30 protein-coding genes are annotated in these 26,893 nt (G+C 39.1%); 15 read left to right on the plus strand and 15 right to left on the minus strand.

The features are described from left to right. Positions 1 to 52 precede the first annotated feature (52 nt). Positions 53 to 568 carry a thioredoxin family protein gene (locus ACQQ5U_RS09030; RefSeq protein ID WP_119608430.1) on the plus strand — a complete coding sequence of 172 codons (516 nt, stop codon included), beginning with the start codon at positions 53 to 55 and terminating at the stop codon, positions 566 to 568. Between the two features lie 12 nt (positions 569 to 580). Here the strand turns inward: ACQQ5U_RS09030 and ACQQ5U_RS09035 are convergent, their stop codons facing one another. Together ACQQ5U_RS09035 and guaB are read right to left on the minus strand one after the other, a co-directional pair. Further along, positions 581 to 2,875 carry a hypothetical protein gene (locus ACQQ5U_RS09035; RefSeq protein WP_437396890.1) on the minus strand — a complete coding sequence of 765 codons (2,295 nt, stop codon included), beginning with the start codon at positions 2,873 to 2,875 and terminating at the stop codon, positions 581 to 583. 87 nt (positions 2,876 to 2,962) lie between these two features. Continuing rightward, positions 2,963 to 4,435: an IMP dehydrogenase gene (gene guaB, locus ACQQ5U_RS09040; protein WP_437396892.1), complete on the minus strand. Its 1,473-nt coding sequence runs from the start codon at positions 4,433 to 4,435 to the stop codon at positions 2,963 to 2,965. A 152-nt stretch (positions 4,436 to 4,587) separates the two neighbouring features. Here guaB and ACQQ5U_RS09045 point away from each other — a divergent pair, with 152 nt between their 5' ends. Beyond that, entirely contained in the window at positions 4,588 to 4,938 is a 351-nt protein-coding gene (locus ACQQ5U_RS09045; RefSeq protein WP_437396894.1) for a DUF6686 family protein, read from the plus strand. Between the two features lie 2 nt (positions 4,939 to 4,940). Here the strand turns inward: ACQQ5U_RS09045 and ACQQ5U_RS09050 are convergent, their stop codons facing one another. The 7 genes from ACQQ5U_RS09050 to ACQQ5U_RS09080 form a co-directional block, all read right to left on the minus strand. After that, complete coding sequence (locus ACQQ5U_RS09050) at positions 4,941 to 5,447, minus strand: hypothetical protein (protein ID WP_437396896.1); 507 nt, start codon at positions 5,445 to 5,447, stop codon at positions 4,941 to 4,943. Then, complete coding sequence (locus tag ACQQ5U_RS09055) at positions 5,447 to 5,980, minus strand: FMN-binding protein (protein ID WP_437396897.1); 534 nt, start codon at positions 5,978 to 5,980, stop codon at positions 5,447 to 5,449. The genes ACQQ5U_RS09050 and ACQQ5U_RS09055 overlap by 1 nt, the downstream gene beginning before the upstream one ends. 60 nt (positions 5,981 to 6,040) lie before the next feature. Then, entirely contained in the window at positions 6,041 to 7,219 is a 1,179-nt protein-coding gene (locus ACQQ5U_RS09060) for a hypothetical protein (RefSeq protein WP_437396899.1), read from the minus strand. A 122-nt stretch (positions 7,220 to 7,341) separates the two neighbouring features. Next, complete coding sequence (locus ACQQ5U_RS09065) at positions 7,342 to 8,205, minus strand: hydroxymethylglutaryl-CoA lyase (protein ID WP_437396901.1); 864 nt, start codon at positions 8,203 to 8,205, stop codon at positions 7,342 to 7,344. 21 nt (positions 8,206 to 8,226) lie between these two features. Next, positions 8,227 to 8,883: a LysE family translocator gene (locus ACQQ5U_RS09070; RefSeq protein WP_437396902.1), complete on the minus strand. Its 657-nt coding sequence runs from the start codon at positions 8,881 to 8,883 to the stop codon at positions 8,227 to 8,229. Positions 8,884 to 8,888: 5 nt separating this feature from the next. Further along, entirely contained in the window at positions 8,889 to 9,929 is a 1,041-nt protein-coding gene (locus ACQQ5U_RS09075; RefSeq protein WP_437396904.1) for a quinone-dependent dihydroorotate dehydrogenase, read from the minus strand. A 57-nt stretch (positions 9,930 to 9,986) separates the two neighbouring features. After that, positions 9,987 to 10,406: a hypothetical protein gene (locus tag ACQQ5U_RS09080; RefSeq protein ID WP_437396905.1), complete on the minus strand. Its 420-nt coding sequence runs from the start codon at positions 10,404 to 10,406 to the stop codon at positions 9,987 to 9,989. A gap of 98 nt (positions 10,407 to 10,504) precedes the next feature. Here ACQQ5U_RS09080 and pepT point away from each other — a divergent pair, with 98 nt between their 5' ends. The 3 genes from pepT to ACQQ5U_RS09095 all read left to right on the plus strand — a co-directional run bounded on the left by pepT (position 10,505) and on the right by ACQQ5U_RS09095 (position 13,268). After that, positions 10,505 to 11,734 carry a peptidase T gene (pepT, locus tag ACQQ5U_RS09085; RefSeq protein ID WP_437396907.1) on the plus strand — a complete coding sequence of 410 codons (1,230 nt, stop codon included), beginning with the start codon at positions 10,505 to 10,507 and terminating at the stop codon, positions 11,732 to 11,734. Positions 11,735 to 11,736: 2 nt separating this feature from the next. Continuing rightward, complete coding sequence (locus tag ACQQ5U_RS09090; protein WP_437396909.1) at positions 11,737 to 12,327, plus strand: YdeI/OmpD-associated family protein; 591 nt, start codon at positions 11,737 to 11,739, stop codon at positions 12,325 to 12,327. A gap of 557 nt (positions 12,328 to 12,884) precedes the next feature. Beyond that, positions 12,885 to 13,268, plus strand: a complete 384-nt coding sequence (locus ACQQ5U_RS09095; RefSeq protein ID WP_437396911.1) for a hypothetical protein — start codon at positions 12,885 to 12,887, stop codon at positions 13,266 to 13,268. Between the two features lie 152 nt (positions 13,269 to 13,420). Here the strand turns inward: ACQQ5U_RS09095 and ACQQ5U_RS09100 are convergent, their stop codons facing one another. The 4 genes from ACQQ5U_RS09100 to nusB form a co-directional block, all read right to left on the minus strand. After that, on the minus strand, positions 13,421 to 14,770 hold the full coding sequence (locus tag ACQQ5U_RS09100; RefSeq protein WP_437396913.1) for a Gfo/Idh/MocA family protein: 1,350 nt from the start codon (positions 14,768 to 14,770) through the stop codon (positions 13,421 to 13,423). A gap of 90 nt (positions 14,771 to 14,860) precedes the next feature. Next, entirely contained in the window at positions 14,861 to 15,151 is a 291-nt protein-coding gene (gene yajC, locus ACQQ5U_RS09105; RefSeq protein WP_437396915.1) for a preprotein translocase subunit YajC, read from the minus strand. Between the two features lie 13 nt (positions 15,152 to 15,164). Continuing rightward, a complete protein-coding gene (locus tag ACQQ5U_RS09110) occupies positions 15,165 to 15,641 on the minus strand; it encodes a DUF1573 domain-containing protein (RefSeq protein WP_437396916.1) in 477 nt (158 codons plus the stop codon). 38 nt (positions 15,642 to 15,679) lie between these two features. After that, entirely contained in the window at positions 15,680 to 16,627 is a 948-nt protein-coding gene (gene nusB, locus ACQQ5U_RS09115) for a transcription antitermination factor NusB (protein WP_437396918.1), read from the minus strand. Positions 16,628 to 16,806: 179 nt separating this feature from the next. Between nusB and ACQQ5U_RS09120 the strand changes: the two genes are divergently transcribed. The 4 genes from ACQQ5U_RS09120 (at position 16,807) to ACQQ5U_RS09135 (ending at position 20,225) form a co-directional block, all read left to right on the plus strand. After that, positions 16,807 to 18,561, plus strand: coding sequence for an ABC transporter ATP-binding protein (locus tag ACQQ5U_RS09120; RefSeq protein WP_437396919.1), 1,755 nt, complete (start codon positions 16,807 to 16,809; stop codon positions 18,559 to 18,561). Between the two features lie 75 nt (positions 18,562 to 18,636). Continuing rightward, a complete protein-coding gene (locus ACQQ5U_RS09125) occupies positions 18,637 to 19,011 on the plus strand; it encodes a PUR family DNA/RNA-binding protein (protein ID WP_437396921.1) in 375 nt (124 codons plus the stop codon). A 99-nt stretch (positions 19,012 to 19,110) separates the two neighbouring features. Further along, positions 19,111 to 19,671, plus strand: a complete 561-nt coding sequence (locus ACQQ5U_RS09130; protein WP_437396923.1) for a thioredoxin family protein — start codon at positions 19,111 to 19,113, stop codon at positions 19,669 to 19,671. After that, positions 19,656 to 20,225 (plus strand): GNAT family N-acetyltransferase, encoded by a 570-nt coding sequence (locus ACQQ5U_RS09135; protein WP_437396925.1) that lies wholly within the window; start codon positions 19,656 to 19,658, stop codon positions 20,223 to 20,225. Before ACQQ5U_RS09130 ends, ACQQ5U_RS09135 begins: the two co-directional genes overlap by 16 nt. A 1-nt stretch (position 20,226) precedes the next feature. Here ACQQ5U_RS09135 and ACQQ5U_RS09140 read toward each other — a convergent pair whose 3' ends face one another. After that, complete coding sequence (locus ACQQ5U_RS09140) at positions 20,227 to 20,769, minus strand: YfiT family bacillithiol transferase (protein WP_437396926.1); 543 nt, start codon at positions 20,767 to 20,769, stop codon at positions 20,227 to 20,229. A gap of 144 nt (positions 20,770 to 20,913) precedes the next feature. On the opposite strand from ACQQ5U_RS09140, the gene ACQQ5U_RS09145 reads away from it, so the two are divergent. Both ACQQ5U_RS09145 and ACQQ5U_RS09150 read left to right on the plus strand, forming a co-directional pair. After that, complete coding sequence (locus ACQQ5U_RS09145; protein ID WP_437396928.1) at positions 20,914 to 21,552, plus strand: peroxiredoxin; 639 nt, start codon at positions 20,914 to 20,916, stop codon at positions 21,550 to 21,552. Between the two features lie 86 nt (positions 21,553 to 21,638). Next, positions 21,639 to 21,833: a cold-shock protein gene (locus ACQQ5U_RS09150; protein ID WP_100815987.1), complete on the plus strand. Its 195-nt coding sequence runs from the start codon at positions 21,639 to 21,641 to the stop codon at positions 21,831 to 21,833. A 434-nt stretch (positions 21,834 to 22,267) separates the two neighbouring features. On the opposite strand, the gene ACQQ5U_RS09155 is transcribed toward ACQQ5U_RS09150, so the two are convergent. Continuing rightward, positions 22,268 to 23,200, minus strand: a complete 933-nt coding sequence (locus ACQQ5U_RS09155; protein WP_437396930.1) for a peptidylprolyl isomerase — start codon at positions 23,198 to 23,200, stop codon at positions 22,268 to 22,270. A gap of 538 nt (positions 23,201 to 23,738) precedes the next feature. Here ACQQ5U_RS09155 and ACQQ5U_RS09160 point away from each other — a divergent pair. From ACQQ5U_RS09160 to ACQQ5U_RS09175, 4 genes are all read left to right on the plus strand, one after another. Next, the gene (locus ACQQ5U_RS09160) at positions 23,739 to 24,179 is read left to right on the plus strand and encodes a nuclear transport factor 2 family protein (protein WP_437396932.1); all 441 of its coding nucleotides are present in this window, start codon (positions 23,739 to 23,741) and stop codon (positions 24,177 to 24,179) included. Positions 24,180 to 24,334: 155 nt separating this feature from the next. After that, positions 24,335 to 25,021: a carboxymuconolactone decarboxylase family protein gene (locus ACQQ5U_RS09165; protein ID WP_437396934.1), complete on the plus strand. Its 687-nt coding sequence runs from the start codon at positions 24,335 to 24,337 to the stop codon at positions 25,019 to 25,021. Next, positions 25,014 to 25,706, plus strand: coding sequence for a nitroreductase family protein (locus ACQQ5U_RS09170; RefSeq protein ID WP_437396936.1), 693 nt, complete (start codon positions 25,014 to 25,016; stop codon positions 25,704 to 25,706). The genes ACQQ5U_RS09165 and ACQQ5U_RS09170 overlap by 8 nt, the downstream gene beginning before the upstream one ends. 231 nt (positions 25,707 to 25,937) lie before the next feature. Next, on the plus strand, positions 25,938 to 26,468 hold the full coding sequence (locus tag ACQQ5U_RS09175) for an alpha/beta hydrolase (RefSeq protein ID WP_437396937.1): 531 nt from the start codon (positions 25,938 to 25,940) through the stop codon (positions 26,466 to 26,468). Positions 26,469 to 26,893: the final 425 nt, after the last annotated feature.

The raw sequence follows: 26,893 nt of genomic DNA on the forward strand, positions 1-26,893 counted from the left end.
TTTTCGTTAGTTTTGTATTGATATGACGACAATTACGTCGAAAACTAAGACTATGCGCACAATTTTTACCCAAATCAGCTTACTTTTTCTAATATTTATGGGCTTTAACGCCCAAGCTCAAGATATTAATTGGATATCTTGGGAAGAGGCCGTTCAACTTTCCCAAACGGATGCACAACCCAAAAAAATCTTTGTTGACGTATACACAGATTGGTGCGGATGGTGCAAAAAGATGGATAAAAACACCTTTCAAAATCCAGAAGTATCCAAATACATGCAAGACAACTTCTATATGGTAAAAATGGATGCGGAAGGCAAAGACCCGATTGAATACCAAGGTAAAACATTCAAATTTGTGCCATCTGGAAGAAGAGGTTACCACGAATTGGCCGCTGCTTTGTTACAGGGTCGCATGAGTTACCCTACCGTTGTTTTCTTGGATGAACAATTGAATATGCTTTCGCCTGTTCCTGGATATCAACAGGTAGAACCTTTTATGCAGATCGCCAAGTACTTTGGTGAGAACATCTATAAGGACAAAGATTGGGAAAGCTACGCTGGGAAGTAATTCTTTTTCCAATTAATTACTACAATTTCCGTCTATAATGTTTTGCGCTGTTGGATTGTATGCATTTCCCGTAGCGTTAAATGTACCTCCCAGCCCACCATTAACCAAAAAGGCTTGGAGTTCACAATAATCGTTAAGACTAGTATTATTGGAGATTTGAATATCCCCAAGGACATTTGCTAGATTTACAAAACCAACACTAAGTAAGTCGGTATTGTCCTTTATACTTATACTTCCACCAACAGTAATAAGACCAGCTAAACCATCCAATATTGAATCAATTTGTGTATTGCTTATTGTTAAACCCCCTCCTATTTGTTCCAAAATTTCCAAACCTGATAGCGATATGAGCGTGGAAGAGTTTGCAATAAAAACATTTCCATCTACCAAGGTCAAGTTGTTCAAGAAACCTATGTCCGCAAAACTGTTTGAACTAAAAGAAATATTGCCTTCAACAATAGTAAGCCCATTTAAAGCGCTTATTGTACTTAAAGAACCATTTATGTTGAGGCTTAAATCACCAGTAATTTTTGTCAACAAATCAAACCCTGAAATGGAAACTAATAAATCATTGTTTGTTATTTGAACACCGCCGCTCGTTGCAAGGATTGAAAACCCCTGAATGGAAGTAATTTGGCTGTTTTGCGCTATCCGGAGTTGTCCTGACACCGAGGTTAAACTATTAAATCCATTAATTTCTGCAATAGCAGTGCCAGTAATACCAAAATACCCTTGAATAGATTCTAAATTTTGTATAGCTGCCAAATCTTGTAACATAACCTCGTTACTAATTGAAAAATCTCCAACAACACTCCTTAAATTTTGAAGACCAATCAAATCCGTGATTGCATTTTCTTGTATCGTAATGTTGCCATTGATTTCTGTTAAGTCGGGAAAACCTTCTAAACTAATGAGTGCTTCATTTCTTCTTATTATTGCCCCACCTCCAAGGGATGTCACATTTGATATTCCCTGAATGTTTTGCAATAAATCATTGCTGTATATTTCAAGTGCTCCACCGATAGTAGTTATGTTGCTCAATCCATCAATTTCAGTAAATAGGTCATTCATTCCCACCAATAAATCCCCTCCAATTGATGTAATACCGGACAAACCGTTCAAATTTTCTAGTTGATCGTTGTTATAAATTGCAAGATAATTGCCCAAGGTTTCCAAAGAACTCAATGCATCCAAATTGGTAATATCCGAGATGATTCCAGTATTATCACCGATTGTCAAACTCCCTGTGATTTCCAGGAAATTATTGGAACCAAAATCATCAACCTCTTGTTGGGTCAACAAAACAACATCTCCATCGTAAACTGTACTAACCTCTAACGTTGTAAAGGAGATTTCTTGACCATAAGAAGTCCCTGCAGCATTAGTAGCATATGCCCTTACATAATATTGTGTATCAGGCACCAATTCCATCATGGTTATCTCATATTCACCCAATCCTGCACCTTTGGCCACATTGCTATCATCAACGGTAGGATTCGGATCAGTACTCCAACAAATACCCCTAACCGTAACTTCAGCACCGCCATTTGCAGTAACTTCTCCTCCACTAATTGCCGAGATTTGACCTAATTCAGTCACTTCTTTAGTGGTTAAGGATGCTAATTCCGGGTTTGTTGTAAATGTAATTTCATCGCCATACGAAACCCCCTCAGAATTCACCACATAAGCTCTAACAAAATACGCTGTATTAGGCGACAGTCCACTTAATTCACTAACAAACTCATCCGAACCTTGTCCATCTTCAGTTATATCGTCTTCTATCGTTGGATTGGCATTTGTGCCCCAACATATACCTTTGGAAATAATATCAGTCCCACCATCATCAGAAATAACACCTCCACTTATCGCAGAACTCTCAGTTATATCGGTCACTTCTTTGGTAGAGAGAACTGCCAAAGACATGTTGGTGGTAAAGGTCATTTCATTTCCATAAGCAACTCCTTTAGAATTGGTTGCGTATGCCCTAAAGTAATATTGCGTCGCCCTATCGAGACCAGATAAAGTGGCACTAAACCCACCTTCACCTGTTCCATTGGTGGTTTTATTTCCAGAAATAGTAGGGTTTGGGGTTAGGCCCCAAGCAATACCTCTTGCCGTAACTGTTCCTCCACCATCATTCGTGACGTCACCTCCTACCTCGACAGAAGTGCTAGTAATGGAACTGGCGGTGATCGTACTTATAGATGGTAAGTTTATTTCAATTGATTCCTCGCCATTGTCAGAATCACCACTACAAGAAAATAAAAGAAATAGCGCAAAAACGGAAAGTATAACTTTTCTGAGCATAGTATAAGTAAGGTTAAATATTATACAAGTATAAACAACCTTTGTCAGAAAAAGGCCTCGTTTTAGATAAATAATAAAATCTTTTTACTACCTACTATAATTCGGACTTTCTTTGGTAATGGTCACATTATGTGGGTGACTTTCGTGTATTCCGCTCGCAGTAATTTTCACAAACCGGGCGTTGTTCTTCAATGCTTCGATATTCCCTGCACCACAATACCCCATGCCTGCACGTAGACCGCCAATAAATTGGTGCATACTTTCCACCAATTCGCCTTTGTAAGGCACACGACCTACAATACCTTCTGGAACCAACTTTTTGATATCATCCTCAACATCTTGGAAATAGCGGTCCTTACTTCCTTTTTTCATAGCTTCTACAGAACCCATTCCACGATAGGACTTAAACTTACGGCCTTCATAAATAATGGTCTCTCCTGGAGATTCCTTGGTACCGGCCAACAACGACCCTAACATTACGGTATCGGCTCCGGCGGCCAATGCTTTTGGGATGTCACCTGTATATCGGATTCCTCCATCAGCAATTACAGGAACACCGGTTCCTTTTAAAGCAGCAGACACTTCTAAAACAGCGGAAAACTGTGGGAATCCAACCCCGGCCACAACACGTGTGGTGCAAATGGAGCCAGGCCCAATACCCACCTTAACAGCATCGGCACCGGCCTCTACCAGATACTTTGCAGCTTCTGCGGTAGCAATATTACCTACTACTACTTCCAATTCTGGAAATGATTTCTTTACTTCTTTTAAAACACCTACGACGCCTTTGGTGTGACCGTGGGCTGTATCAATAATAATGGCATCCACACCTGCTTTGACCAAAGCGCCTGCGCGATCAACGGCGTCGGCGGTAACTCCGATGGCCGCAGCTACCCGTAAACGTCCATATTGGTCTTTATTTGCAATAGGTTTTTGGGTAAGTTTGGTAATATCCCTGAAGGTAATCAAACCAACTAGTTCGTCCTTATCGTTGATTACTGGTAGCTTTTCAATCTTATTTTCTTGTAGGATCACCTCAGCCTGCTGCAAAGAAGTACCTTCTCCAACTGTCACTAAATTTTCCGATGTCATTACATCCGCTATCGGTCTATCATCATTCTTTTCAAAACGAAGGTCACGATTGGTAACTATCCCGATCAACTTGTTTTTATCATCCACAATGGGAATCCCTCCGATACTATGCTCCCTCATGTTAGCCTTGGCATCACGCACAACAGATTCTAATGGAAGGGTCACAGGGTCCATGATCATTCCACTCTCGGCACGTTTTACTTTTCTTACCTTGAGCGCCTGCTGTTCAATCGTCATGTTTTTATGAAGAACACCAATACCTCCCTCCCTTGCCATGGCAATAGCCATACGGGATTCGGTTACCGTATCCATGGCCGCAGAAACAATGGGCACATTGATAGTAATGTTCTTGGTAAATTTTGACTGGATGTTTACTTCTCGGGGAAGTACTTCGGAGTATGCTGGCACAAGAAGGACGTCGTCGTATGTAAGTCCTTCTCCAACAATTTTGTTTTGGTGAGCTTCCATTGCAATTACGGATTAATTGCGTGCAAATATACCACTAATTTATTTGAATACCACGTTGTGCCAATATCACATTTTGGAACCTGTCAGAAATTTTAATTATTTATTTAGAATCATTCTATATAATTATTATCTTTATGACTCAAATCTTTTTTATGTGCAGATTTTTGAATGTAATGGGAAGGTCTAAAAATGGGGTGTTAACATTCTGTAATCGAACCAAATTATTTCAATTGATATACAACAACCTCTGTTTTGAGCTCTATGAATGGGAACTAGTAGCTTTGAAGGAGTATATAGAGCAATTGGATATTCCTTATTGGGAGAATCAACTAAAGAATTGGGGCCAGCAACGTAAAATCCCGATTTCTGTCGGAAAAAAGCACTTTATCATTTTAGTGGACAAAGAAGAGATAGTAGAACTATTGAGCTTGCTCCGTTTTGAAAAACAAAAGGCAAAACTTCTGTCCCATGATGAAATCGACTATCAATTCATCGAAAATTAACCTTATGAAGGTTGTTGTGATTTCTTAGGAACAAAACACTGCCATAGTACCAAGCAAGCTGAACCTATGTACGCAGCCGTCATTAAAATTCCAGAAAATACCACAATATATTTAAACCAACTTATCCCCGACCACATTATATAAATACCCCCAAAGGTCAAGATAATAGAGAGAAAAGGTTCAATGGTTAAAAAGAGTTTTAGCTTTTTGGGCGCTTTTGTTGTCCAGACCAATCCGCCGAGTAGAAAAAAAATAAAAGACATGGAGAGCACATGTGTATGGATTACGGTCAGCATTTCACGTTCTCCTTTTTTAAATTTCATTACTTCGGCCCCCTCATCATCTTCATTGCCCAAATAGTTTTTCTCAATTCCTGCTGGAGTGGTCGATTCAGTTTCTTGAATAAAGAGCAATCCCGTAAAATATCCCACCGAGAGAACAAACACAAAAGCTGCGATAAAAAGTCTGATCTCTTTAGGAAGCGATCCCAATACCCCGTCGTATTCCATTACAGCTTTCCTTTTTGCTGAAGAATACCTATCGTGGCAAGTAAGTTATCCATGGACTTGGTCATGGAGTTGACAGAAATGGTAGCCCCCGAAATAACATCTATATTTGTTTTTACACTTACATGATCGCCTCCCGTTTTCCCCAAGAATTGTTTTAGCCACCTTTTGCTTCCAATTTCGCCCCCATAATCTTCCCGATAAATCAAAACTTTTGTATTGATAATCTTCACATTTTTATCAAATACTACCAAATAATCAAATTTAGCTGTCTTACTTGGTGCTTGATCCGTAAAAGCATATCCCAAAAGCGTGGAGGAATTCTGCATAATACGAAATAGGTTTTTACCAGAAATTCTGATAGGGAGTTCTTCATTCAAACCATGGGGAACTTGAACGGGTTCCATGGTAAAATCCGATACTTCAAAAGTTTTTTCCACTTCTTTCAACACTCTTTTGTTAACCTCCTTCGGGATTGAAAAACCAAAAAGGAAGAACAAGGCGATAAAAAGAGTATAGGATTTAAGCCATTTCATAATTCAAATATATTAATTTAGACTCGTTACTAATAAAACTGATGAACAAACCGGTCATTATTAGAACCACACACCTATTCCAAAATTCAAACGATCTGTAACATCACCATCCTCTTCAGCATTGCTTCTAAATTGGTAGTCTCCCTTTACAACTACACCAGGGGCGATGTGATAGGTCAGACCAGTGGTGACATCTGTACGGTCGTAAGCCTTATTTTCAATTAAAGTACCCGCAACATCGGCATGGGTGTTGTATGTTTCATATCGAGCAAAGGCAAAAAGCTTTTGTCTATTCCCTGCAGGAAGAACGTTATAGGCTCCTTCTAAGTACCAACCCTGCAAAGCACTGCCCAAGTTACTATTGGTAAGCGCATTGTATTCCTCTGTATCTGAAAGTGAAGCATGAATGAATTGTCCTCTTGCCGTAAATTTTTGGTACGCGTATCGAGCATCCAACCCGAACATGGCCAATCCAATATCCGCGCCATCAAATTCCTGTACGTCGTCCTCGGCCTGAGTACGACCAAAATAAGTAGAAAAGCCTAACCTAAGCCCAGGAATCCCATAGTAATCCAACTTGGTTGAAAGGTTAGGAGTATTAATGGTTGATTGTATTCCTTTTTGTCGACCGCCTCTAAGACCACTGGAACCACCCAACAAGCCACTTACACCACCATTTCCATCAGCTTCAGTAGATTTAAAACCATTAAAAATGTATGCTTGGTACCCCAGTGAAATGGAATTAAACCTGCCTGTTACCCCTACACCCAACTCACGCCAAGTTGTGGGGACAATTACATTATCCAATGTTGGTCGTTCTGTACCATTAAAGGTCGTAGGCTCATGGAACTCATTTATAATTCCCATAGGGACCAACATTAAACCTCCACGAATATTAAGATTGGGAGCTGCATTATAATTAACAAAGGCCTGCTCCACAAAAACTTCTTCCACATGCTCAAATTCAACCTCGGTAACAAACTGGGTACGGTCATCGAACCTATATCCAAAAAGCAGTACCAACCGCTGTACATCCAACTCTCCATTTTGTCCATTGGGCTGATTGTACAACATTTCGCCATAAGCTCCAACGGTTACCGCCGATGCATAATTACCTGACAACAAACGTTGAGCAGCATTAATTTGTTTTTGAGGGTCCAATTGAATGGAATCCGTCTGGGTTTGAGAAAATGCCAATGATGATATTAAAGCAGCACAAAGGATAAGTGATTTTTTCATGATAGTTTATTAAAAATGCGCAGCAAATATATTTTCACCAGTTCTTCAATCCAAATTTATTTAGACTTAATTTAAATAATTTTCAGCTTTTAACACTAAAGTTGAATTTTGTTCAATAAAAACTAGTGATATACGGAAAAAAGGTCGGTAGCCTTATTGAAAGCTGCTTCAAAAACCATCCAATTGACACCGGTATCGGCTTTTTCTGTAGTAAAATAGGAAAGCATTTTCTCTGTGGGCATATTGCCGGTAAGTTCATCTTTGGCCATAGGGCAACCGCCAAAACCCTGTATGGCACCATCAAAACGGCGGCAACCTGCCTTATATGCAGCATCCACTTTTTCATGCCATTTAGATGGAGTTGTATGCAAATGAGCCCCAAATTCGATTTCTGGATACTTTGGAATAAGGTTGGAAAACAGATACTCTATTACCTCTGGAGTGGAGCTTCCTATAGTATCTGAAAGTGATAAAATTCTAGTTCCCATTTTGGCCAGCTTTTCGGTCCACTTCCCAACTATTTCTACATCCCAAGGATCTCCATAAGGGTTTCCAAACCCCATGGAAATGTAGGTAACCACTTCCTTGCCATGAGCATCGGCCAGTTCCAAAATCCCCTTGAGTGTCTCCACGGATTGGTCAATGGTCTTATGCGTATTCCGCATCTGAAAGTTTTCCGAAATCGAAAAAGGAAAGCCCAAATAATCAATCGCCTCATGCTTGCATGCATCTTGCGCGCCCCGAACGTTAGCTACTATGGCCAAAAGTTTACTTTGGGTTCGGGATAGGTCCAACCGCGCCAGAACCTCTGCGGTATCCTGCATCTGTGGAATGGCCTTTGGCGACACAAAACTACCAAAATCAATGGTATCAAAACCACAGCCCAACAAGGCTTGGATATACTTTGCCTTTTCATCGGTTGGGATAAAAGTTTTTATCCCTTGCATGGCGTCCCTAGGACATTCTATGAGTTTTACTTTTGACATAGGCGTCCGTAAAAATAGCACTTATTTATCCGATAGAAATAGATAAACAGCAATCCCTACAAAAACAACAATCTGCACCCATTTTAGATAAACTCCTGCTTTTTTATGACTGGTCAGATATTTAGAAATCTTTCCTGCCAGTATAGCAATTGCGCCAAAAACGATGAGAGCGGAAAGCATAAAAAGTAAGCCCAATGTGTAAAATTGAATTAAGGTATTGAGTTTCTCGCTGAACAAAAAACCTGGAAAAAAAGCCAAAAAGAAGATAGTGACCTTGGGGTTGAGCACATTCATGGTAAAACCCGTCCAAAAAAGCTTCTTTGGTGTTTTTGCTGGTTTGTTCTCCTTATTCAAAAGTATCGAAGCATCACTACGATATACCTGATACGCCAAATATAAAAGATACATAGCTCCAAAAAGCTTGATGGCAAAAAATAGCGAGTCGCTCCGTTTGATGATTTCCGAAACCCCAAATGCAAGCAGGGTCGTATGAACCAAACAGCCAGAAACCAAACCAAAAACTGTGGCCAATCCATATTTTGTACCATTACTGATACTCTGGGTCAGCACAAAAATATTATCTGGTCCCGGCGAAATCGCCAAGGCAAGTGAAGACACGAAAAAACCAATCAATATGGGATAATTAATGGTTTCTAGAAATAAGAATAAGCTATGCATATATTTTAGCCCATTTTCTCCAAAATGGCCTTGTTGATTTTCTTGATAAGTGCGGGGCCCTCGTAAATAAACCCGGTGTAAAGTTGTACCAAATCGGCTCCCGCCTCTAATTTTTCCAAAGCATCCTCTGGAGAATGTATACCTCCCACTCCGATAATTGGAAATGCCTTTTTACTATTTTCAGCTAAAAATCGAATCACTTCGGTACTTCTTTTGGTCAAAGGTTTTCCACTGAGACCACCTTTCTCTTCGGATAAAATCAAATGAGATTTTAACCCTTTTCTTTCTATGGTCGTATTTGCGGCAATCACACCGTCAATTTTTGTGTCGGCAACGATCTCGATAATGTCCAGCAATTGATCATCGGTTAAATCTGGAGCAATCTTTAATAAAATTGGCTTTTCCTTGAGATTGAAACTTTTTGCCAATTTACTATTTTGACTTTTTAGTTTTTTTAGCAATTTGGTCAAAGGTTCCCTATCCTGAAGCTCTCGAAGTCCTGGCGTGTTGGGCGAACTTACATTGACCACAAAGTAATCCACATGCTCAAAGAGTGCCTCAAAACAAATCAGATAATCCTTGATGGCATCTTTGTTAGGAGTAACCTTGTTCTTGCCAATATTTCCCCCGACAATAACCCGATGTTTTTTCTTTAACTGTTCCACCGCCTCAAAAACACCTTTATTGTTAAAACCCATCCGGTTGATAATGGCCTTGTCCTGTTTTAATCGGAACAATCGTTTTTTGGGATTTCCCGGTTGGGGTTTTGGTGTTACGGTACCAATTTCCACAAATCCAAAACCAAAGTCGGAGAGCTCATTGTAGAGCTTGGCATTTTTGTCAAAACCTGCGGCAAGTCCCACAGGGTTTTTAAACTTCACCCCAAAAACCTCACGCTCCAATTTTGGGTTGTTCAAGATAAATGCTTTCCTAAAAAGACCGCTTAAACCCAATCTTGAAAAAAACTTTATGGTCCAAAAAGAAAAGTGGTGCACGGCTTCTGGATCGAACAAGAAAAGTACCGGGCGAATAAGAATTTTATACATTCAAAAATGGATTTTGGACAAAAATAACAACTCTTAAAACAGTTCTTAACAATTCGGTCAATTTTCGTCAACAGACCTATTAATGTGGATAGGACGCAAGGTCAATTGACGGCATAATTTTAAATACCTTTCATATTGGGTCGGGTTAAAGCTTTTTAGCAGCCTTTTATCCATCATAAGGATATTTTTTGCCATGCTATCAATATAAGATTGGTATTTTTTCGACACCTCTAGCAACACTTCAGGGGAACTTTCCTCGTTCTGTTTCATCAGGTATTCTGCCTTATCTTTAAAAATTTCGTTTCTGACTTTTAGTTCCGCACTCCAATTTTTCAGATTCTCTTTCTGTTCTTCTGTCAATTCAAAAACCTTGGTAATGGTTTCATTATCTCGTCCGCCTACACCCAAAATGCAATTCATTTGGGAGTACCCACCATACCCTGATATCAAAAAAATAAAAAATATTGCCGCTTTCAATTGAGGTTGTAATTAATGGTTTCCGAAAGATACTTATTAAAGCCTTTTATTTATAAAATTAAGGTTGAATAAGCATTATTTTTGACAAAACGAATCACATGGAAAAATTACTGCCCCGATTTTTGGAATATGTGACTACGGATACGCAGAGCGACCCTTATTCCAAAACCACACCTAGTACGGAAAAGCAATGGGACTTGGCCAAGAAATTGGTAATGGAGCTCCATCAGATTGGTATGCAAGAGGTCTCGATAGACGAGAATGCCTATATAATGGCGACTTTGCCAAGCAATTTGGAAAAAAAGGTGCCTATTATTGGTTTTGTTTCCCATTTTGACACATCTCCTGATTTTTCCGGTAAAAATGTGAAGCCACAGATCATTGAAAATTACGATGGGAAAGATATTGTGCTGAACAAGTTGAAAAACATTGTCCTCTCTCCCGATTATTTTGAAGATCTAAAAGCTTACGAAGGCCAAACGTTGATCACTACGGACGGAACAACTTTATTGGGCGCCGATGATAAAGCCGGTATTGCGGAAATTATCACGGCCATGGAATACCTCATCAACCATCCCGAAATTAAGCATGGGAAAATACGGATTGCCTTTACTCCAGATGAAGAAATAGGTCGCGGGGCTCATAAATTTGATGTGGAAAAGTTTGGTGCCGAGTGGGCCTACACCATAGATGGTAGCCAAGTGGGCGAACTGGAATATGAAAATTTTAATGCGGCCAAGGCCACAATCACCATAACCGGGAAAAGTGTGCACCCGGGCTATGCCAAAAACAAAATGGTAAACGCAATTGGAATTGCCAACGACTTTTTGACCCACCTGCCCCCTAGCGAGATTCCCGAACACACAACGGGAAGGGAAGGTTTTTTCCATGTACACAAAATAAAGGGCGAAATTGAAAAGGCGGAGATAGAACTCATCATCCGCGACCACGATGCGGTGCATTTTCAGGCCAGAAAGGATTTATTGAACGATATCAAGGAAAAACTCAACAAAAAACATGGGGAGTACGTCAGCTTGACCATTGAGGACCAGTATAAAAACATGCGGGAAAAGGTGGAACCCATGTACCATATTGTGGAGATTGCAGAAGAGGCCATGAAATCCCTTCAAATCGAACCTATTATAAAACCGATTAGAGGCGGAACGGACGGTTCGCAATTAAGTTTTATGGGCTTGCCCTGCCCCAATATTTTCGCCGGGGGACACAATTTCCACGGCAAATACGAGTATGTTCCTTTGGAAAGTATGGAGAAAGCGACGAAGGTTATCGTGAAAATTTGCGAACTTACGGCTAGTCAAATTAAGTAGTTGTGGAAAAATCCGAAAAAATAGAGGCTTATTATGAAAATGAACATCCGTTTATGGAGGGAATTTCTAACCTAAGAGAAATTGCCCTAAAAACCGAAGCCGAAGAGGATTTTAAATGGAGTATTCCCGTATATACTTTAAATAACAAAAATGTATTCGGCATTTGTAAGTTCAAGAGCCATTTTGGGGTATGGTTTTTTAACGGTGTGTTTTTAAAAGACCCGAAAAAAGTGCTGGAAAATGCCCAAGAGGGCAAAACCAAAGGCATGCGGCATTGGAAGTTTCAAAGTTTGGACGAAGTAGACGAGAAAGTAGTATTGGCCTACATGCAAGAAGCCTTGGACAACCAGAAAAAGGGATTGGAGATTAAAGCCGAGAAAAACAAAAAGGTTGCCATTCCAGAACCATTGCAATCTGCATTTAAAAAGGATTCCCAATTAATGACTGCTTTTGAAAAATTCACTCCTTACAAACAAAAAGAGTTCAGCGAGTACATTGCGGAGGCCAAACAAGAGAAAACCAAACTACGAAGATTGGAGAAAATCCTTCCTATAATCAAACAAGGTATTGGTTTGAATGATGCCTATCGATAGGTTCAAGAATGCGTTAATTTATAAGCAGCATTCATCAATTAACAGTGGAATTTCCAATTTTTTATCTTTAACTTCACTTATCGGTCGATATAATTCATTTAAAAACGAATCATATCGTTAAACGTTGTGGTGCATTTGATGAAGAAACTAATTTTAATCATACCAATATTTATAATAGTAGGAACTCTATTTCTATTCTTATTTGACCCAGCTTTTGAGCGAACAATGAGATTCGAGAACCATAAAGTGGAATATGATTGGTATGTATTCAATAATGCTTATTGCAGTTATAGGACTCACGACCATTGTGCGGATAATGAATTTAACAAATACAATGCGGAGATTGAATTATTAAATAAATTATGCGAATCTTATAATGGAAAGAAAACGATTGAAAACAGACTAATCGAAGCAGTAAATCAATTGCCAATGTCAAAACGAATTTATTCTGAATTGACTAAATCATCGGAATTACAAGTAGACTCAATAATAAAATATCGGAATGAAATATTCCAAAAAATGTGGATTGATTAAAACATCATTCGTAGCAATCTAAAATGGAAAAACTAATTATAGAAACGGAATCATATTTATCAAGCGGAAAAGAAAATGAACGCTTCTTCCCTTTCTTGGAATTAGAATTCAACGAAATCGTGATTTATGAAAATGATATTCCCAAATACTATTTAAGTTTTTCGGATGACTTAAAAACCGCAAATGGAATTGAAAATTGGATTATGGCTGATTTGGAAAAAAATGGCCATAACTTAAGAAAGCTGATTATCGAGTTAGGAAATAGCCTGAATTTAAAATGGGATATTTTTTCATCCAAAACAGGAATGGAACTTGAAAATAGTTATCAAACTGAAAAAATTGAATTAGAAATACTGACTGACAAAACAATTGAGAAAATAAAAACGACACCACAACACCGTGTATAGCTCATTGCGGCTGAATTCCTAATCGGAATTCATTGCAATTTGCTATCTTTCGGTTACGACGGAAAATCATAGCTGATTTTCCGCAACGAGCCATACACAAAACCGATAAGTGCAATCCCAAAAACTACCCTCTTTCTTTTTGGAAACACAACCTACCCTATCTTAGGAAACTCCCATCCATTATGGTATTCGTTCATCAATAAGGCATCAGCTTTGGAATGGTTGAACTTTTTATTTTCCGCATCCCAGAATAGGCGTTCCCCCGTTTTGTAAGCAACATTGCCCAAATGACTCACCATGGCGGCATCGTAACCTACTTTAATTGGAGCCTTGAGTATAGATTTATCCCTTGTTTTTACCGCTTCCAAAAAGTTTTGTGTATGCAATCCCAAACCTTGTCCTATACCTTCTTGCAAGGGTACAGCTTCTATTTTTGGCCCTAAATCCTGGCTCCAATGTGGGCGGTCGTGCTCTGGAATCACTTCCCAACCACCACGGTCCAGTACCAAGGTCCCGTTGTTTCCAATAAAGGCAATGCCATGGTTTCGCCCATAGTTACCACCATCAATTCCCGTAGCGTGTTCCCAGAGTAGGGAAAATTCACCAAAGTCATATACGGTCTGCAAAGTATCCGGGGTTTCTGCTGCATCATTAGGGTAGGCAAACTTTCCTCCCATGGCCATTACGGATTTTGGTGTGGAGGCTTTCATTCCAAAAAGAGCATAATCAATCAAATGAACACCCCAATCCGTCATTAATCCACCGGCATAGTCCCAGAACCATCTAAAATTAAAATGAAACCTGTTTTTATTGAATGGCCTGCTTTCCGCAGGGCCCAACCACATATCGTAATCCACACCTGCTGGCACAGCACTGTTGGGAACCACTGGCACGGATTGCATCCACCCTTGGTAAGCCCATGCTTTTACCAAACGTATTTGCCCCAGTTTACCAGAATGTACATAGTTGATGGCATTCACAAAATGGGGTTCGCTTCGCTGCCATTGGCCAATTTGCACCATCCTATCGCTTGCGTTCACTTTGGCGAGCATAGCATCGCTCTCAGCAACAGAATTGGCTATGGGTTTTTCACAATACACATCTTTGTCCGCATCAATGGCGTCGGTGAGTTGCAAACAATGCCAATGGTCCGGTGTACCAATGATGGCAATATCAATATCCTTATCCTCCAGAAGTTTTCGGTAATCTGAATACCACTTTGGTTTTTTGATGCCTCCCTTTTCCAGTTCGGCTGTTTTTTCGCGAAGTACATTTTCATCAACATCGCAAAGGGCTACTACCTCCACCTCGCTATTTTGTAACATAGAGCTTAAATCAGAAAAGCCCATACCATTGCAACCAATAAGACCAACCTGTATTTTATCGTTAGGACTTATGTTTTTACGAATCGATGCCAATAATTCGGTCGGAAACACCATTGATGCTCCCAAGCCTGCCACATACAATCCACCACGTTTTACAAATTGTCTTCTTGTTCCCATATTTTTTCAAATTTGGAATAAGATACAAAAAAACGTCCCTTGAAATTTAACTTCCAAGGGACGTCTTAATTATCTGTATGTTATTTTCGCTTACTTTTTTTCAGCGGGAGCATTCATCTTTTTGCTCATTTCCATGGAAATGGCGGAGCGGTCAAACTTTAAACGGCCGGCCATGGTTTCGATAACACAAGAGAAATCCTTGTCGTTCAATTCCACGATCTTTCCGTGAAGACCACTTTTGGTGATGATTTTATCACCCTTTTTTAATTCTGAAGCGAATTTTTTCTCATCCTTCTGACGTTTAACTTGCGGGCGAATCATAAAAAAGTACGCCACGGCGAAAATCAATATCAGCGGTAAAAATTGTCCTATGTTTTCCATTTAGGTATTTTGATTATTTAACAGGACCTGCTGGTACTGCTTCTGGTGCTTGTACAAATGCTTTGATTCTCAAAATTTCGGAACCTTTGGCAGTATTTGCAGTTACCGTGATAGTTTTGGTAACCTGGTTTTGACCAGAACCGTTGAACTTCACCATCAACTCACCTTTTTCTCCTGGTGCGATAGGATCTTTGGGAGGGTTTGGCACTGTACAACCACAGCTGCTCTTTGCGTTTGTAATGATAAGCGGGGCATTACCAGTATTAGTAAAGGTAAATACAGTTTCTTGTGGGGTTCCCCTTTGGATAGTACCGAAATCGTGTTCAACTTTCTCGAAGGACATTACAGGAACCATCTTGTCTGCTTCATCTCTATCCACAGCACTTTCAACATTGTCAGCAACTATTTTTTTAGATGCTTTGTCTTTACATGATACACCCATCAAGGCCACTACCATGATCAAACTAAAAATTGTCGTTATTCTTTTCATGATTAAAATTTGTTTTCCCAAAATTAAGCAAATATTGTTTATTGTAAACCCCTGCCTATTTTTTGGAGTCTACCGTCTGATTTATACTCTTTTGCGAGCTTGTCCAACACACCATTGATAAAAATGCTACTCTTGGGGGTTGAATATTCTTTGGCTATCTCCAAATATTCGTTAAGGGTTACTTTTTCTGGAATGGACGAAAAGTTGAGCAATTCGCAGATGGCCATTTTTAAAATGATGGAATCTATCTCCGCAATACGGTCGTTGTCCCAATTGGGCGTCTTTCCTTCAATTTCCTTCTCCCATTTGGCATCATTGAGCAAGGTCTTGGTCAAAAGTTCGTTGGCAAAATCCATATCCTCCTGATCTTTTAAGAGAGAGGGTAAAAAGAAACGGTCTCCAGAATCTGGTTTGGCTTTCTTCAATCGTTTCACCAAAAATGTATTTACAATAGGAAAATCATCTACCCAGGTAAGTTTATCGTCTTCAAAGTAATCATATATTTTTTCGTTGGGCGCTATAATTTCCTTGAAAAGTTGGATAACCATATTGCGGTCGTTCGTGTAACTGTCTTCCCCATTGGACATATATTCTTTATAAATATCACTGGAAATTACCGCCTTGTAAATAATCTTTACATACTCATCGTTCATGTACCAGTTGTCCAGTTTTCGATTGGAGAGCTCGTTTTTCAAGACCTCGTTGTTCACCAATTGCAACAGCAATCGGTTTTTCACAAACTTTTCAGGATTGGGGTATTTGTCTTCTTCGGTGGCCACATATTTTTTGGAAGCGTGGCTCGTATGTTTTTCCGCTAAGCGATGGAGTTCGGCCAAGAGGCTCAAAATCAAAAGGTATAGAACGTACATATTTTCTATACTGACTCGCAGGAACTTCTCTTGCTTTTGCAAAGAATCGTCCTTGGATTGCACCAATGCATAAATACACTGCATTACTTTTACTCTAATGTGCCTTCTGGTAAGCATGTTTAAGAACTTTTAAAGTCATTGTTTGGCTTTCACTCCGCAAAAGTAATCTTATATTTGAATCTTACCTACCAAAGTTGTTTTCTTATCAGTTTTATAACATTTACTTTGTGTGGTATGATATATATTTGCGGGATTATCCACCGATTTCGACGCTAAAAAAACCACCTCTCCCTGGAATGAAGGAACTAAAACACCTAAATAAATACTTTAAAAAATATTGGCTCAAACTATTTTTGGGGGTATTGATCACCATTATTGCCCGTGTTTTTTCCTTGATCATGCCCTCGTATGTGAACAAATCCATACAGGCTGTCGAGGATTTTACATCAAACGTTATTAGCCTTTCTGATGCCAAGGGAATGTTACTTCAGTACATTTTAATTATTGTTGGGGCAGCCATTCTTTCAGGACTGTTCACTTTTTTGATGAGACAGACCATCATTAACGTGTCCCGCTATATTGAGTACGATTTAAAAAATGAGGTTTTTGACCATTACCAATCGCTCAGCCTTAATTTTTACAAAAAAAACAGGATCGGTGATTTAATGAACCGAATCAGTGAGGATGTAAACCAAGTTCGCTTATATGGCGGCCCTGCGATTATGTACGGTATTCAAACCTTGACCCTTTTTGTGTGCCTGATTCCATTAATGTTTATAAAGGCCCCTACCCTAGCCGCATATACCTTGTTGCCACTTCCCATTTTATCGGTCTTGATTTATCAGATCAGTAAGATCATTCATAAAAGAAGTACCAAGGTGCAGGAATACCTGTCTACCCTTTCCACCTTTACCCAAGAATCTTTTTCTGGAATTTCGGTGATCAAAGCGTATAGCATTGAACCAAGGATAAATACAGAGTTACGGGATCTGGCACAAGAAGGAAAGGACACCAGCATGTCCTTGGCCAAAGTGAATGCCTGGTTCTTCCCGTTAATGATTTTATTGATCGGTATCAGTAATGTCTTTGTGATTTACATCGGTGGACGGCAATACATCAATGGGGAAATTGAGACCATTGGGATTATTGCAGAATTCATTCTTTATGTAAATATGCTTACATGGCCCGTAGCTGTTGTGGGCTGGCTTACTTCGATTGTTCAACGAGCGGAGGCTTCACAAAAGCGTATCAACGAGTTTTTGAAGGAGGAACCGTCCATCCAAAACAAAGTTGAAACGGCAACCCCCATTAATGGGGATATTGAGTTCAAAAATGTGACGTTTACTTATGAAGACACGGACATAACCGCCTTAAACAACGTTTCCTTTACCATAAAAGCAGGACAAACTGTTGCCATTTTAGGAAAAACAGGGGCAGGGAAATCCACCATATTGGATTTGGTGGCACGGTTATACGACACTACCACTGGTGAGGTTTTAGTTGACGGAGTTCCCGTACAACAACTTAACCTGGATAGTTTAAGGAGCTCTATTGGTGCAGTACCTCAGGATGCTTTCCTATTTTCGGACACCATAGAAAACAATATTAGGTTTGGTAATGAAAATGCCACGCATGATGATATTGTGGAAGTGGCCAAAAAAGCGGTGGTCCATAAAAACATTGAAGGCTTTGCCAAAAAGTACGATACCATTTTGGGAGAACGTGGCATTACCCTAAGTGGAGGTCAGAAACAAAGAGTTTCCATTGCCCGTGCACTTTTAAAAGACCCAAAAATCTATCTCTTTGATGATTGTCTATCTGCCGTGGATACGGAAACAGAAGAAGAAATCCTCAACAATTTAAAAAGGGTTTCCGAAAGCAAAACAACGCTCATAGTGAGCCATAGAGTGTCATCTGCCAAGAATGCGGACAAAATCATTGTTCTCGACAATGGAAAAATCATCCAAGAAGGTACCCACGAAGAATTAAACAATACGGACGGGTATTATAAAAAACTCTACATCGACCAACTCTCTGGTAAAGAATCATAAAAAAGTTGCTGAATTAGCTTTTTTTTTACATTTTTGGTAACATAATTCAACATAGTACTAAATACACTATACCATATGGGCCAGAAAGATACAATGGATCAGGAAGAGATTTATTCGAAAGTCTTAAGAGCAGGGAGAAGAACCTACTTTTTTGATGTAAGAAGCACAAAGGCCGGAGATTACTACCTAACCATCACAGAAAGTAAAAAGTTTACTCACGATGATGGTTCTTTCCACTACAAAAAGCACAAAATTTACCTTTATAAAGAAGATTTTAGTGCTTTCCGTGAGATTATGGAAGAAATGATGGATTACATTATTGATGAAAAAGGAACAGAAGTTATCTCCGAACGCCATCAAAAAGATTTTAAAAAGGAAGAAGATAGTTTTAGTGAAAATGGTTCCGCATCTGGAGGCAATTTTACAGATGTTAGTTTTGACGATATTTAACTAAAAGAAATCCTTTAAAAATTAAACGACCTGTATTTTTTGCAGGTCGTTTTTTTATTTTTACCATATGCTTAAAAGCAACACAGAAAATTAAATGCCATGGCAAGGACACCGAGCAATATGCTGCCTTTGGGCACCAAGGCACCAGAATTTGAACTTTTGGACACTGTTTCCGACAAAACGCTCTCTTTGGATAAAATAAAAGGGGATAAAGGGACGGTAATCATGTTTATTTGCAACCATTGCCCCTTTGTGATTCATGTGAACCCAAAGATCGTTACCTTGGCAAAGGAATATCAAGAAAAAGGTATAGCCTTTGTTGCCATTTCCAGTAACGATGTAGAAAATTATCCGCAAGATTCCCCGCATTTGATGAAGGAAAAGGCCATGGAAGAAGACTATAGCTTTCCTTACTTATATGACGAAACTCAAGAGGTAGCCAAATCCTATGATGCTGCCTGCACTCCGGATTTCTACCTTTTTGATAGTGATATGAGCTTGGTTTACCGTGGGCAACTGGACGACTCCAGACCAGGCAATGGAGTCCCCCTCACAGGTACTGACTTGAAAAATGCCATGGATGCAGTTATCGATGGTAAAGAAGTTGATTCCGACCAAAAACCAAGTCTGGGCTGTAACATTAAATGGATAAACAACTAGCACACCGAAGAATGAACCCTGCTATTCTAAAAAACACCATAACACTCGTACCCGTTACCGAAAAAAACCTCGAAAAGTATGTGGACGTTGGTGTAAAGTCCTATTGTGAACATTACCTTCATTTATGGGAGAACGAAGACCCAACACCCTACATTTCGCATGGTCTTACCAAAGAAGTTGTGGAACGTGAACTAAAGGATTCAAATGCAATCAACTATTTGGTCAACTTGAACGAGGAAACGGCTGGCATCCTTAAACTGGTAAAAAATTGCGGGATTGACGAAATCTCGGAAGCCGATGCGTTAAAAGCCGAAAAAATCTATTTGCTTAAGGAACATTCCGGTAAAGGTATTGGCAAACAAATACTTCAATTTATTGAAGAGACGGCAAGGGGTTTAAACAAGAAAATTGTTTGGTTGGATGCCATGCAAAAAGGGAAACCCGTTCATTTCTATCAAAAAAATGGATATACGATTAAAAGAGAGAGCGAAGTAGTACTGCCCCGCGTAAAAACTAGTGAAAAGGCCATGTGGATTTTAACCAAAACCCTTTAGATTACCAGCCCTTGCGTTTAATCAAGTTTTGGATGTGTGCATAATGGTGGTTGCTGTGCCAAGCATAACGGCCTATATTTTCTTCCAAAGTAGATTCTTGGTTCCCATCGGGATGGATAAAAGTTCGCTTTAGATCATCCGACGACAGCCCTTTCAACAAATAAACCAACTTAGCATGAATGGCACTTAAGTGATTCAACGACATTTGAATGGGTGCAGTGCGTGTATCAAACAATTCCGCCCACGCTTTTTCATCATAAGCCTTTATGGTTGGTGTGTCCTCGGTCAAGGCCCATTTAAACCGAATGTAGCTATTGTGGTGACTATCCGAAATATGATGGACCAATTGCCTCACCGTCCACCCCTCCGGGCGATAAGGGGTCTCCAATTGTTGTTCCGTGAGCGGGGTTACCAAATCGCTCAAACGTTGCGGCAAATTTTCTAAAACGGTAATCCATTGCTTTAAATCATTCTCGGTAATGGATTCAGGCATATTAAATTTTCCTATCGGGTAGCGCAGTTGTTCCAAAGTCTCTTTTTCCATCCACTAAAAATAGAAACTTTGCCAGAGATTGTACCTCATCAAAAAAATATATTTTAATACACTTTTAACTGATTTTAAATCTGACAACCAAATAATCTAGTAATTTTGTAGAGTACTTTTTTTAAATCTAAAAATCTAAAATATATGGCAACATTAAGATTGGGAGATACCGCCCCGGATTTTACAGCGGTTACTTCCGAAGGAACACTCAATTTTTATGAATACCTTGGTGATAGCTGGGGAATCTTATTCTCTCACCCTGCTGATTTTACTCCTGTTTGTACGACCGAGTTGGGTACAGCGGCCAAGTTCAAGGATGAGTTCGACAAAAGAAACGTAAAAATGATGGCACTCAGTGTTGATGGGGCCGCATCTCATTTAGAATGGATCAAGGATATTAACGAAACTCAAAACACCGAGGTAAATTTCCCCATTATTGCGGATGTGGAAAGAAAGGTTTCCGACCTTTACGATATGATTCACCCTAATGCGGACGATACCCTAACGGTACGATCTGTATTTATTATTGATCCAGACAAGAAAATCAAGCTAACCTTAACGTATCCTGCTTCGACCGGGCGTAATTTTTATGAATTATTGCGCGTAGTGGATTCTTTGCAGCTAACAGCCGACCACAAAGTGGCCACACCGGCCAACTGGGAGCGTGGAGAAAAAGTTGTGGTAAGTCCATCAATACCAACGGAAGAGGCCAAAGGAATCTTTACGAAAGGGGTAGAAGAGGTAAAGCCATACCTACGTTTAACCCCAGATCCAACAGCTTAATTTTTTTATTTTAAAATAAAAAAACTGATTATCAATAAATTAAATGTACCTTTGCAGTTCAATTAATTATTATTTCAATTTATATTATGAGTAAAGGAACAGTAAAATTCTTCAATGATTCTAAAGGTTACGGATTTATCACTGAAGATGGTTCAAACACAGATCACTTCGTACACATTTCCGGTTTAATCGATGAAATTAGAGAAGGTGACGTTGTAGAATTCGAACTACAACAAGGTAAAAAAGGATTAAACGCCGTTAATGTACAAGTTACAGACTAAGTTAAAGAATACCTTTTTATAGATAAGGCCCGAGCGTTGCTCGGGCTTTTTTTTTGTTCATTTTTTTTGGGGAGTCATACGCAACCAATTTACTTTTTACTATCTACATAATAAATACCGTTCCCCATAACCATTAAACTACTATAAATGAACACCTTTTTCGGAGTACTTTCGTTCCTTATGATTGTTAATGCCTTGCTGTTGGTATGGAGTGTCAACAGTTCCAAAAAGTAATTTAAAAAGTCACAGGGCAATAGGTAGGGTTTTTAATCGTTGGATTGTTACGTAATAAACACACTACCATGACTACTTTTTTTAGCATACTACTTGTTTTGCTTGCCCTTAATCTTTGTTTACTGCTCTTGAGTGTAAACAGGGCCAAATAAAAAAAGCTCCCATTACTGGAAGCTTTTATATTCTTTTCGTGGATTTGATTATTTCACGTTCATCAATTCCACATCAAAAACCAATGTTGCGTTCGGAGGAATTACCCCTCCTGCCCCTGTACTTCCATAAGCTAAGTGCGATGGAATTACAAAACGGGCCTTATCGCCCACTTGCAATAGAGCTATCCCTTCATCCCATCCTGGGATTACTTGTCCAACGCCCAACGCAAAATCAATAGGTTGATTTCTTTTATAGGAGGAGTCAAAAACTTGTCCGTTGGCCAATGCACCTTCATAATGTACGGAAACGGTCTTCCCTTTTTCAGCTTTGGCACCACTTCCTTTTTGGATGATTTTATAACGCAATCCGCTGTCCGTCTTATCAAAACCAGCGGCCAATTTTTCCATTTCGGCCTCAGCCTCAGCTTTTTGTTCGGCAATTCGCTTTTCCCTTGCACCTTCGAACGTGCGGAAAGCTTCTATGGCGTTCCAATTTTTGGCCTCATCCCCTACTCTAACAATTTCCAAAGTTTCGATGGCATCGCCTTGGGCAATGGCATCCACAATATCTTGTCCTTCTATCACACGGCCAAATACGGTATGCTTGTTATCCAACCAAGGTGTGGCTACGTGTGTAATAAAAAACTGGCTTCCGTTGGTTCCAGGTCCGGCATTGGCCATGGACAACACTCCGGGGCCGTCGTGTACCAAATCGGGGTGGAACTCATCGTCGAACTTATAGCCTGGGTCTCCGGTTCCGGTACCTGTTGGGCACCCTCCTTGGATCATAAAATCGGCGATTACCCTGTGGAATTTTAACCCATCGTAATATGGTTTTCCTTGTGGTTTTACACTATTTTCCATGTCACCCTCGGCCAGCGCAACAAAGTTGCCCACCGTTCCCGGGGTTTTATCATAGGTAAGTGTTACCAGTATATTCCCTTTGGTAGTATTGAATTTTGCGTAGATTCCGTCTTGCATTGTATGTTGATTAATAGATTATTATAAAACTAAATCCTTGGGTTTTTCCAAAGGCTGCAAAGATACGGGTTTATGCTTAAGGTTAAAAGTTGGGACTAGATGTGTTTAAGTGCCAGTATAGTAAAAACTCTGTGGCCGAAGCAGAAAGAAAATAGAAAATAGTCAGGTTAACTTTGGTCACTTAGGTTTTAAAAAAGAAAAACCACTATTTTAGTTGAACAATCGTTGGGAAAAATGCCTGCGGCCGCTCGGCCAGTACCGCAAGCAGTACCTCTCCTCGAGCTATTTCCCCCCAAAGGCCACGCAATAAGACGACTTATTCGCTATATTTATCACTGTTTAACCATTCAGTGGCCTCGCGCCGAGGGAAAAAAAGTGCACTTTTCCTAATTGGCGGTTATAGCGAATCAGCTTATAATAGTTCCCTAAAGCTTTTGCGAGCAAGCTTGCAATGCTAAACTCCATAGCCGTGTGGCCGTTGTGTGTCATTTAGTAAAAAACTCAAGAATAAGAAATTTAACCCCTCAATATTTAAATTATGAAAACAGTATGTCTCTTCTTAGTGAATTGTACTCTCATTACTACGCTTGCTTTTGGACAATCAAGTGATGAAATAGAAATCAGAAAACTAGAAAAACATTGGACGGAATTGCTCGATAAGGGAGACACAACCTCATTACTAGAAATATGGTCGGAAAACTACGTAGTAAACAATCCAAATGGAAAAATTGTTACTCCCAAAGATATTGTAGCGCTTATGAAAAGTGGACATAAATTTCCCGCAGTTAAACGAATTATTGAAAATATAACATTCAATCAAGATATTGCGATTGTAATGGGTAAAGAGCTACAACAGCCTTCTAATATGAACCCTAACACTGAGGAATGGATACCGAGGAGATTCACCAATGTCTGGATAAAAAATAAAAATTTATGGCAATTGGCAGCGAGACAGTCATCAAAAATAGTTACTGATTAGCCCAGGCAATTAATAAAATATAAAAGCGAACGCACAATAACGCAGACAGCTTATTCGCTATATTTATTCCACATTTAACAAACAAAGACCTTCGCACCGCAGAAAGAAAAGATGCAACTTTTCTAACACATGCGGCCATTGCGAATCAGCGTCCAATGGCTTCCGGTAGCTTATGCGAGCAAGCTCCCAACACTACTCGCCATAGCCGCGTTGCCGTTGCCTGTAATAAAAACAAAATGAGTTGGATTAAAATAATTAATTACGAAGAAGCTGGATCCCAGTTAAAAAAAATATATGACCGTGTAAAGGGACCAAATAACAATGTTGATAATATTCTATTGATCCATAGTTTACGACCACATTCTTTAGTTGGTCATATGACCCTTTATAAAAATGTTTTACACAATTCCAACAACACTTTGCCAAAATGGTACCTAGAAGCGATAGGGGTGTATGTTAGTTACCTTAATAACTGTGATTACTGTTTTGAACATCATTTTTCTGGTTTTAAAAGGCTTTTTGATAATGATGACGAATCCGAAAAGTTTAAGCAGGCTGTAATTGATGATAATTTAGAAATAGTTTTTAAAGACAAATACCTCGCTGGCTGTCAATATGCAAAAGAATTGACCCTGAACCATAAAACTATAACGCAGGATAATATTGAACAATTAAGAGAACATGGATTTTCTGATGGAGAAATATTAGAAATTAATCAAGTAGCAAGTTATTTTAATTACGTTAACAGAACGGTTGTTGGTTTAGGAGTAGATACCAAAGGAGATATAATTGGTCTCTCTCCTAACAATAGTGACGACCCAAATAATTGGAACCATGAATAAAAAAGAAACAACAATAGTTAAAGGATTTGAACATATAGCATATACCCCTGCAACTTATCCTGAAGAAGAAATGATAAGCCGCAGCAAGGCATATTACAATTGGTTGAATAACCGTCGCTCTGTTAGAGAGTTTTCTAATAGACCTGTGCCTAAAGAGATTATAGAAAACTTAATATTGTCCGCATCAACAGCACCTTCTGGAGCGCACAAGCAACCTTGGACTTTTTGTGCTGTTTCTAACCAAGAATTGAAGTCAAAAATAAGGAAAGCAGCCGAAGTAGAAGAAAAATTAGGTTATGAAAGTCGTATGAGTGAACGCTGGAAAAAAGACCTGGCCCATTTAGGAACAGATATGCACAAACCGTTTATAGAAGATGCTCCTTGGATTGTTGTTGCGTTCAAAAAAATCTATGAATTTGACAAGGACGGTAGCAAACACAATAATTACTATGTAAACGAATCCGTCGGTATAGCTTGCGGTATGTTCATATCTGCCGTTCAAAATGCAGGTTTGGTTACCTTGACGCACACACCAAGCCCTATGAATTTTTTAGCGAAAATATTGGGGAGACCATCAAACGAGAGGGCTTTCATGTTGTTTCCTGTAGGATATGCTCGTGAAAAAGTTTTTGTACCAAAACTTGTTCGGAAAAAAATTGGGGAAGTAAGCTGTTTTATTGAGTAGAAAATTTTTAAAAGCAACAGTTTATAGTGAATCTAAAACATTTAATGGAACGATTGAACAAAAGTCAGTACAACACCGTGTAAAAATAATTGCTTGGTTCTAGCCTACTCGGAAATCCTGCGGATCTTCTTCTGGTTCGTTCCATTTTTAGTAAGGCGTTAACTTAGAGACCGTTTTAGTTCTCCTCTTTCCCTGAATCAAGTTATGAATTCAAAGTAAAGGAGACCGTTTATGAAAGAACGATTAATAATAATTTCAGATTTGTGGGGAAGAGAAAAATCTGAGTGGTTAATTAATTATACTCGAATTTTAAAGTCAAAATTTAATATTGAGTTTTATGATAGTTGCGAACTTGGACAAATTGATATATCAAATTACAATCAGGAAAACTTACACAAACAATTTATTAGTGGTGGAATAGAAATAGCGGTTGACAAACTAATAGAGCGTGAAAAACATAAGGTGAACATTCTAGCATTCAGCATTGGTGGTACAATTGCTTGGAATTTCGGACTTAAAAGCGATAATATTAATTCATTAGTTTGGGTATCATCCACAAGACTTAGAAATGAAACGGAAACACCTGAAGGAAATTTAAAGCTTTACTTTGGAGAAAATGATGACTATAAACCAACAGTAGAATGGTTTGAAAATATGAATCTTGAGTATGAGTTCTTATCAAATAAAGGACATGAAGTCTATTGCGAACCTCAATTTGCCGAACAGTTAAGCAAAAAAATAATAAAAACGACACCACAATAGTGCATACCCTGCGGGATACCTACTATACACTAAACATTGGGGGAAATCCCTGCGGCTCCATGGCCATTGTAAATAATTGTGAAACAAACTTTCGTCCTATTATTAAACTTAGCATTACTGACTTTGGTAGGTTGCAAAACAGCCAATATACCAGAACTAAATAAACCGGTAAATACCACGAACAAATTGGGTGTTGAAAAATCATCTTTTGAATCGGCAAATTCAATGGGAAGGGAACTGGGAAGACAACCTGAATTTAGCGATGGATACGCTAATAAGTTGGCTTAATTAAGGACAAATTATCCAAATAAACCAACAGTACCGACCGAAAGCTATTTGTACATCTGTTTTGGTCATGTAGCTGATTGTGTAAGTATTCTTACAAACGGAACACTAAATGAATATACATACGATTCAAGTCAGAA

The organism is Flagellimonas lutimaris (assembly GCF_051494225.1).
GTDB lineage: Bacteria > Bacteroidota > Bacteroidia > Flavobacteriales > Flavobacteriaceae > Flagellimonas > Flagellimonas lutimaris_A.

Bases quoted from the DNA above. Each gene is read 5' to 3' on its own strand.
- yajC (WP_437396915.1), bottom strand. From the start codon at position 15,151: ATGGAAAACATAGGACAATTTTTACCGCTGATATTGATTTTCGCCGTG.
- nusB (WP_437396918.1), bottom strand. From the start codon at position 16,627: ATGCTTACCAGAAGGCACATTAGAGTAAAAGTAATGCAGTGTATTTAT.
- ACQQ5U_RS09035 (WP_437396890.1), bottom strand. From the start codon at position 2,875: ATGCTCAGAAAAGTTATACTTTCCGTTTTTGCGCTATTTCTTTTATTT.
- ACQQ5U_RS09110 (WP_437396916.1), bottom strand. From the start codon at position 15,641: ATGAAAAGAATAACGACAATTTTTAGTTTGATCATGGTAGTGGCCTTG.
- ACQQ5U_RS09170 (WP_437396936.1), top strand. From the start codon at position 25,014: ATGAATAAAAAAGAAACAACAATAGTTAAAGGATTTGAACATATAGCA.
- guaB (WP_437396892.1), bottom strand. From the start codon at position 4,435: ATGGAAGCTCACCAAAACAAAATTGTTGGAGAAGGACTTACATACGAC.
- ACQQ5U_RS09125 (WP_437396921.1), top strand. From the start codon at position 18,637: ATGGGCCAGAAAGATACAATGGATCAGGAAGAGATTTATTCGAAAGTC.
- ACQQ5U_RS09050 (WP_437396896.1), bottom strand. From the start codon at position 5,447: ATGGAATACGACGGGGTATTGGGATCGCTTCCTAAAGAGATCAGACTT.
- ACQQ5U_RS09155 (WP_437396930.1), bottom strand. From the start codon at position 23,200: ATGCAAGACGGAATCTACGCAAAATTCAATACTACCAAAGGGAATATA.
- ACQQ5U_RS09100 (WP_437396913.1), bottom strand. From the start codon at position 14,770: ATGGGAACAAGAAGACAATTTGTAAAACGTGGTGGATTGTATGTGGCA.
- ACQQ5U_RS09065 (WP_437396901.1), bottom strand. From the start codon at position 8,205: ATGTCAAAAGTAAAACTCATAGAATGTCCTAGGGACGCCATGCAAGGG.
- ACQQ5U_RS09095 (WP_437396911.1), top strand. From the start codon at position 12,885: ATGGAAAAACTAATTATAGAAACGGAATCATATTTATCAAGCGGAAAA.
- ACQQ5U_RS09140 (WP_437396926.1), bottom strand. From the start codon at position 20,769: ATGGAAAAAGAGACTTTGGAACAACTGCGCTACCCGATAGGAAAATTT.
- ACQQ5U_RS09045 (WP_437396894.1), top strand. From the start codon at position 4,588: ATGTGCAGATTTTTGAATGTAATGGGAAGGTCTAAAAATGGGGTGTTA.
- ACQQ5U_RS09075 (WP_437396904.1), bottom strand. From the start codon at position 9,929: ATGTATAAAATTCTTATTCGCCCGGTACTTTTCTTGTTCGATCCAGAA.
- ACQQ5U_RS09030 (WP_119608430.1), top strand. From the start codon at position 53: ATGCGCACAATTTTTACCCAAATCAGCTTACTTTTTCTAATATTTATG.
- ACQQ5U_RS09120 (WP_437396919.1), top strand. From the start codon at position 16,807: ATGAAGGAACTAAAACACCTAAATAAATACTTTAAAAAATATTGGCTC.
- ACQQ5U_RS09160 (WP_437396932.1), top strand. From the start codon at position 23,739: ATGAAAACAGTATGTCTCTTCTTAGTGAATTGTACTCTCATTACTACG.
- ACQQ5U_RS09055 (WP_437396897.1), bottom strand. From the start codon at position 5,980: ATGAAATGGCTTAAATCCTATACTCTTTTTATCGCCTTGTTCTTCCTT.
- ACQQ5U_RS09165 (WP_437396934.1), top strand. From the start codon at position 24,335: ATGGCTTCCGGTAGCTTATGCGAGCAAGCTCCCAACACTACTCGCCAT.
- pepT (WP_437396907.1), top strand. From the start codon at position 10,505: ATGGAAAAATTACTGCCCCGATTTTTGGAATATGTGACTACGGATACG.
- ACQQ5U_RS09060 (WP_437396899.1), bottom strand. From the start codon at position 7,219: ATGAAAAAATCACTTATCCTTTGTGCTGCTTTAATATCATCATTGGCA.
- ACQQ5U_RS09130 (WP_437396923.1), top strand. From the start codon at position 19,111: ATGGCAAGGACACCGAGCAATATGCTGCCTTTGGGCACCAAGGCACCA.
- ACQQ5U_RS09070 (WP_437396902.1), bottom strand. From the start codon at position 8,883: ATGCATAGCTTATTCTTATTTCTAGAAACCATTAATTATCCCATATTG.
- ACQQ5U_RS09150 (WP_100815987.1), top strand. From the start codon at position 21,639: ATGAGTAAAGGAACAGTAAAATTCTTCAATGATTCTAAAGGTTACGGA.
- ACQQ5U_RS09145 (WP_437396928.1), top strand. From the start codon at position 20,914: ATGGCAACATTAAGATTGGGAGATACCGCCCCGGATTTTACAGCGGTT.
- ACQQ5U_RS09175 (WP_437396937.1), top strand. From the start codon at position 25,938: ATGAAAGAACGATTAATAATAATTTCAGATTTGTGGGGAAGAGAAAAA.
- ACQQ5U_RS09135 (WP_437396925.1), top strand. From the start codon at position 19,656: ATGGATAAACAACTAGCACACCGAAGAATGAACCCTGCTATTCTAAAA.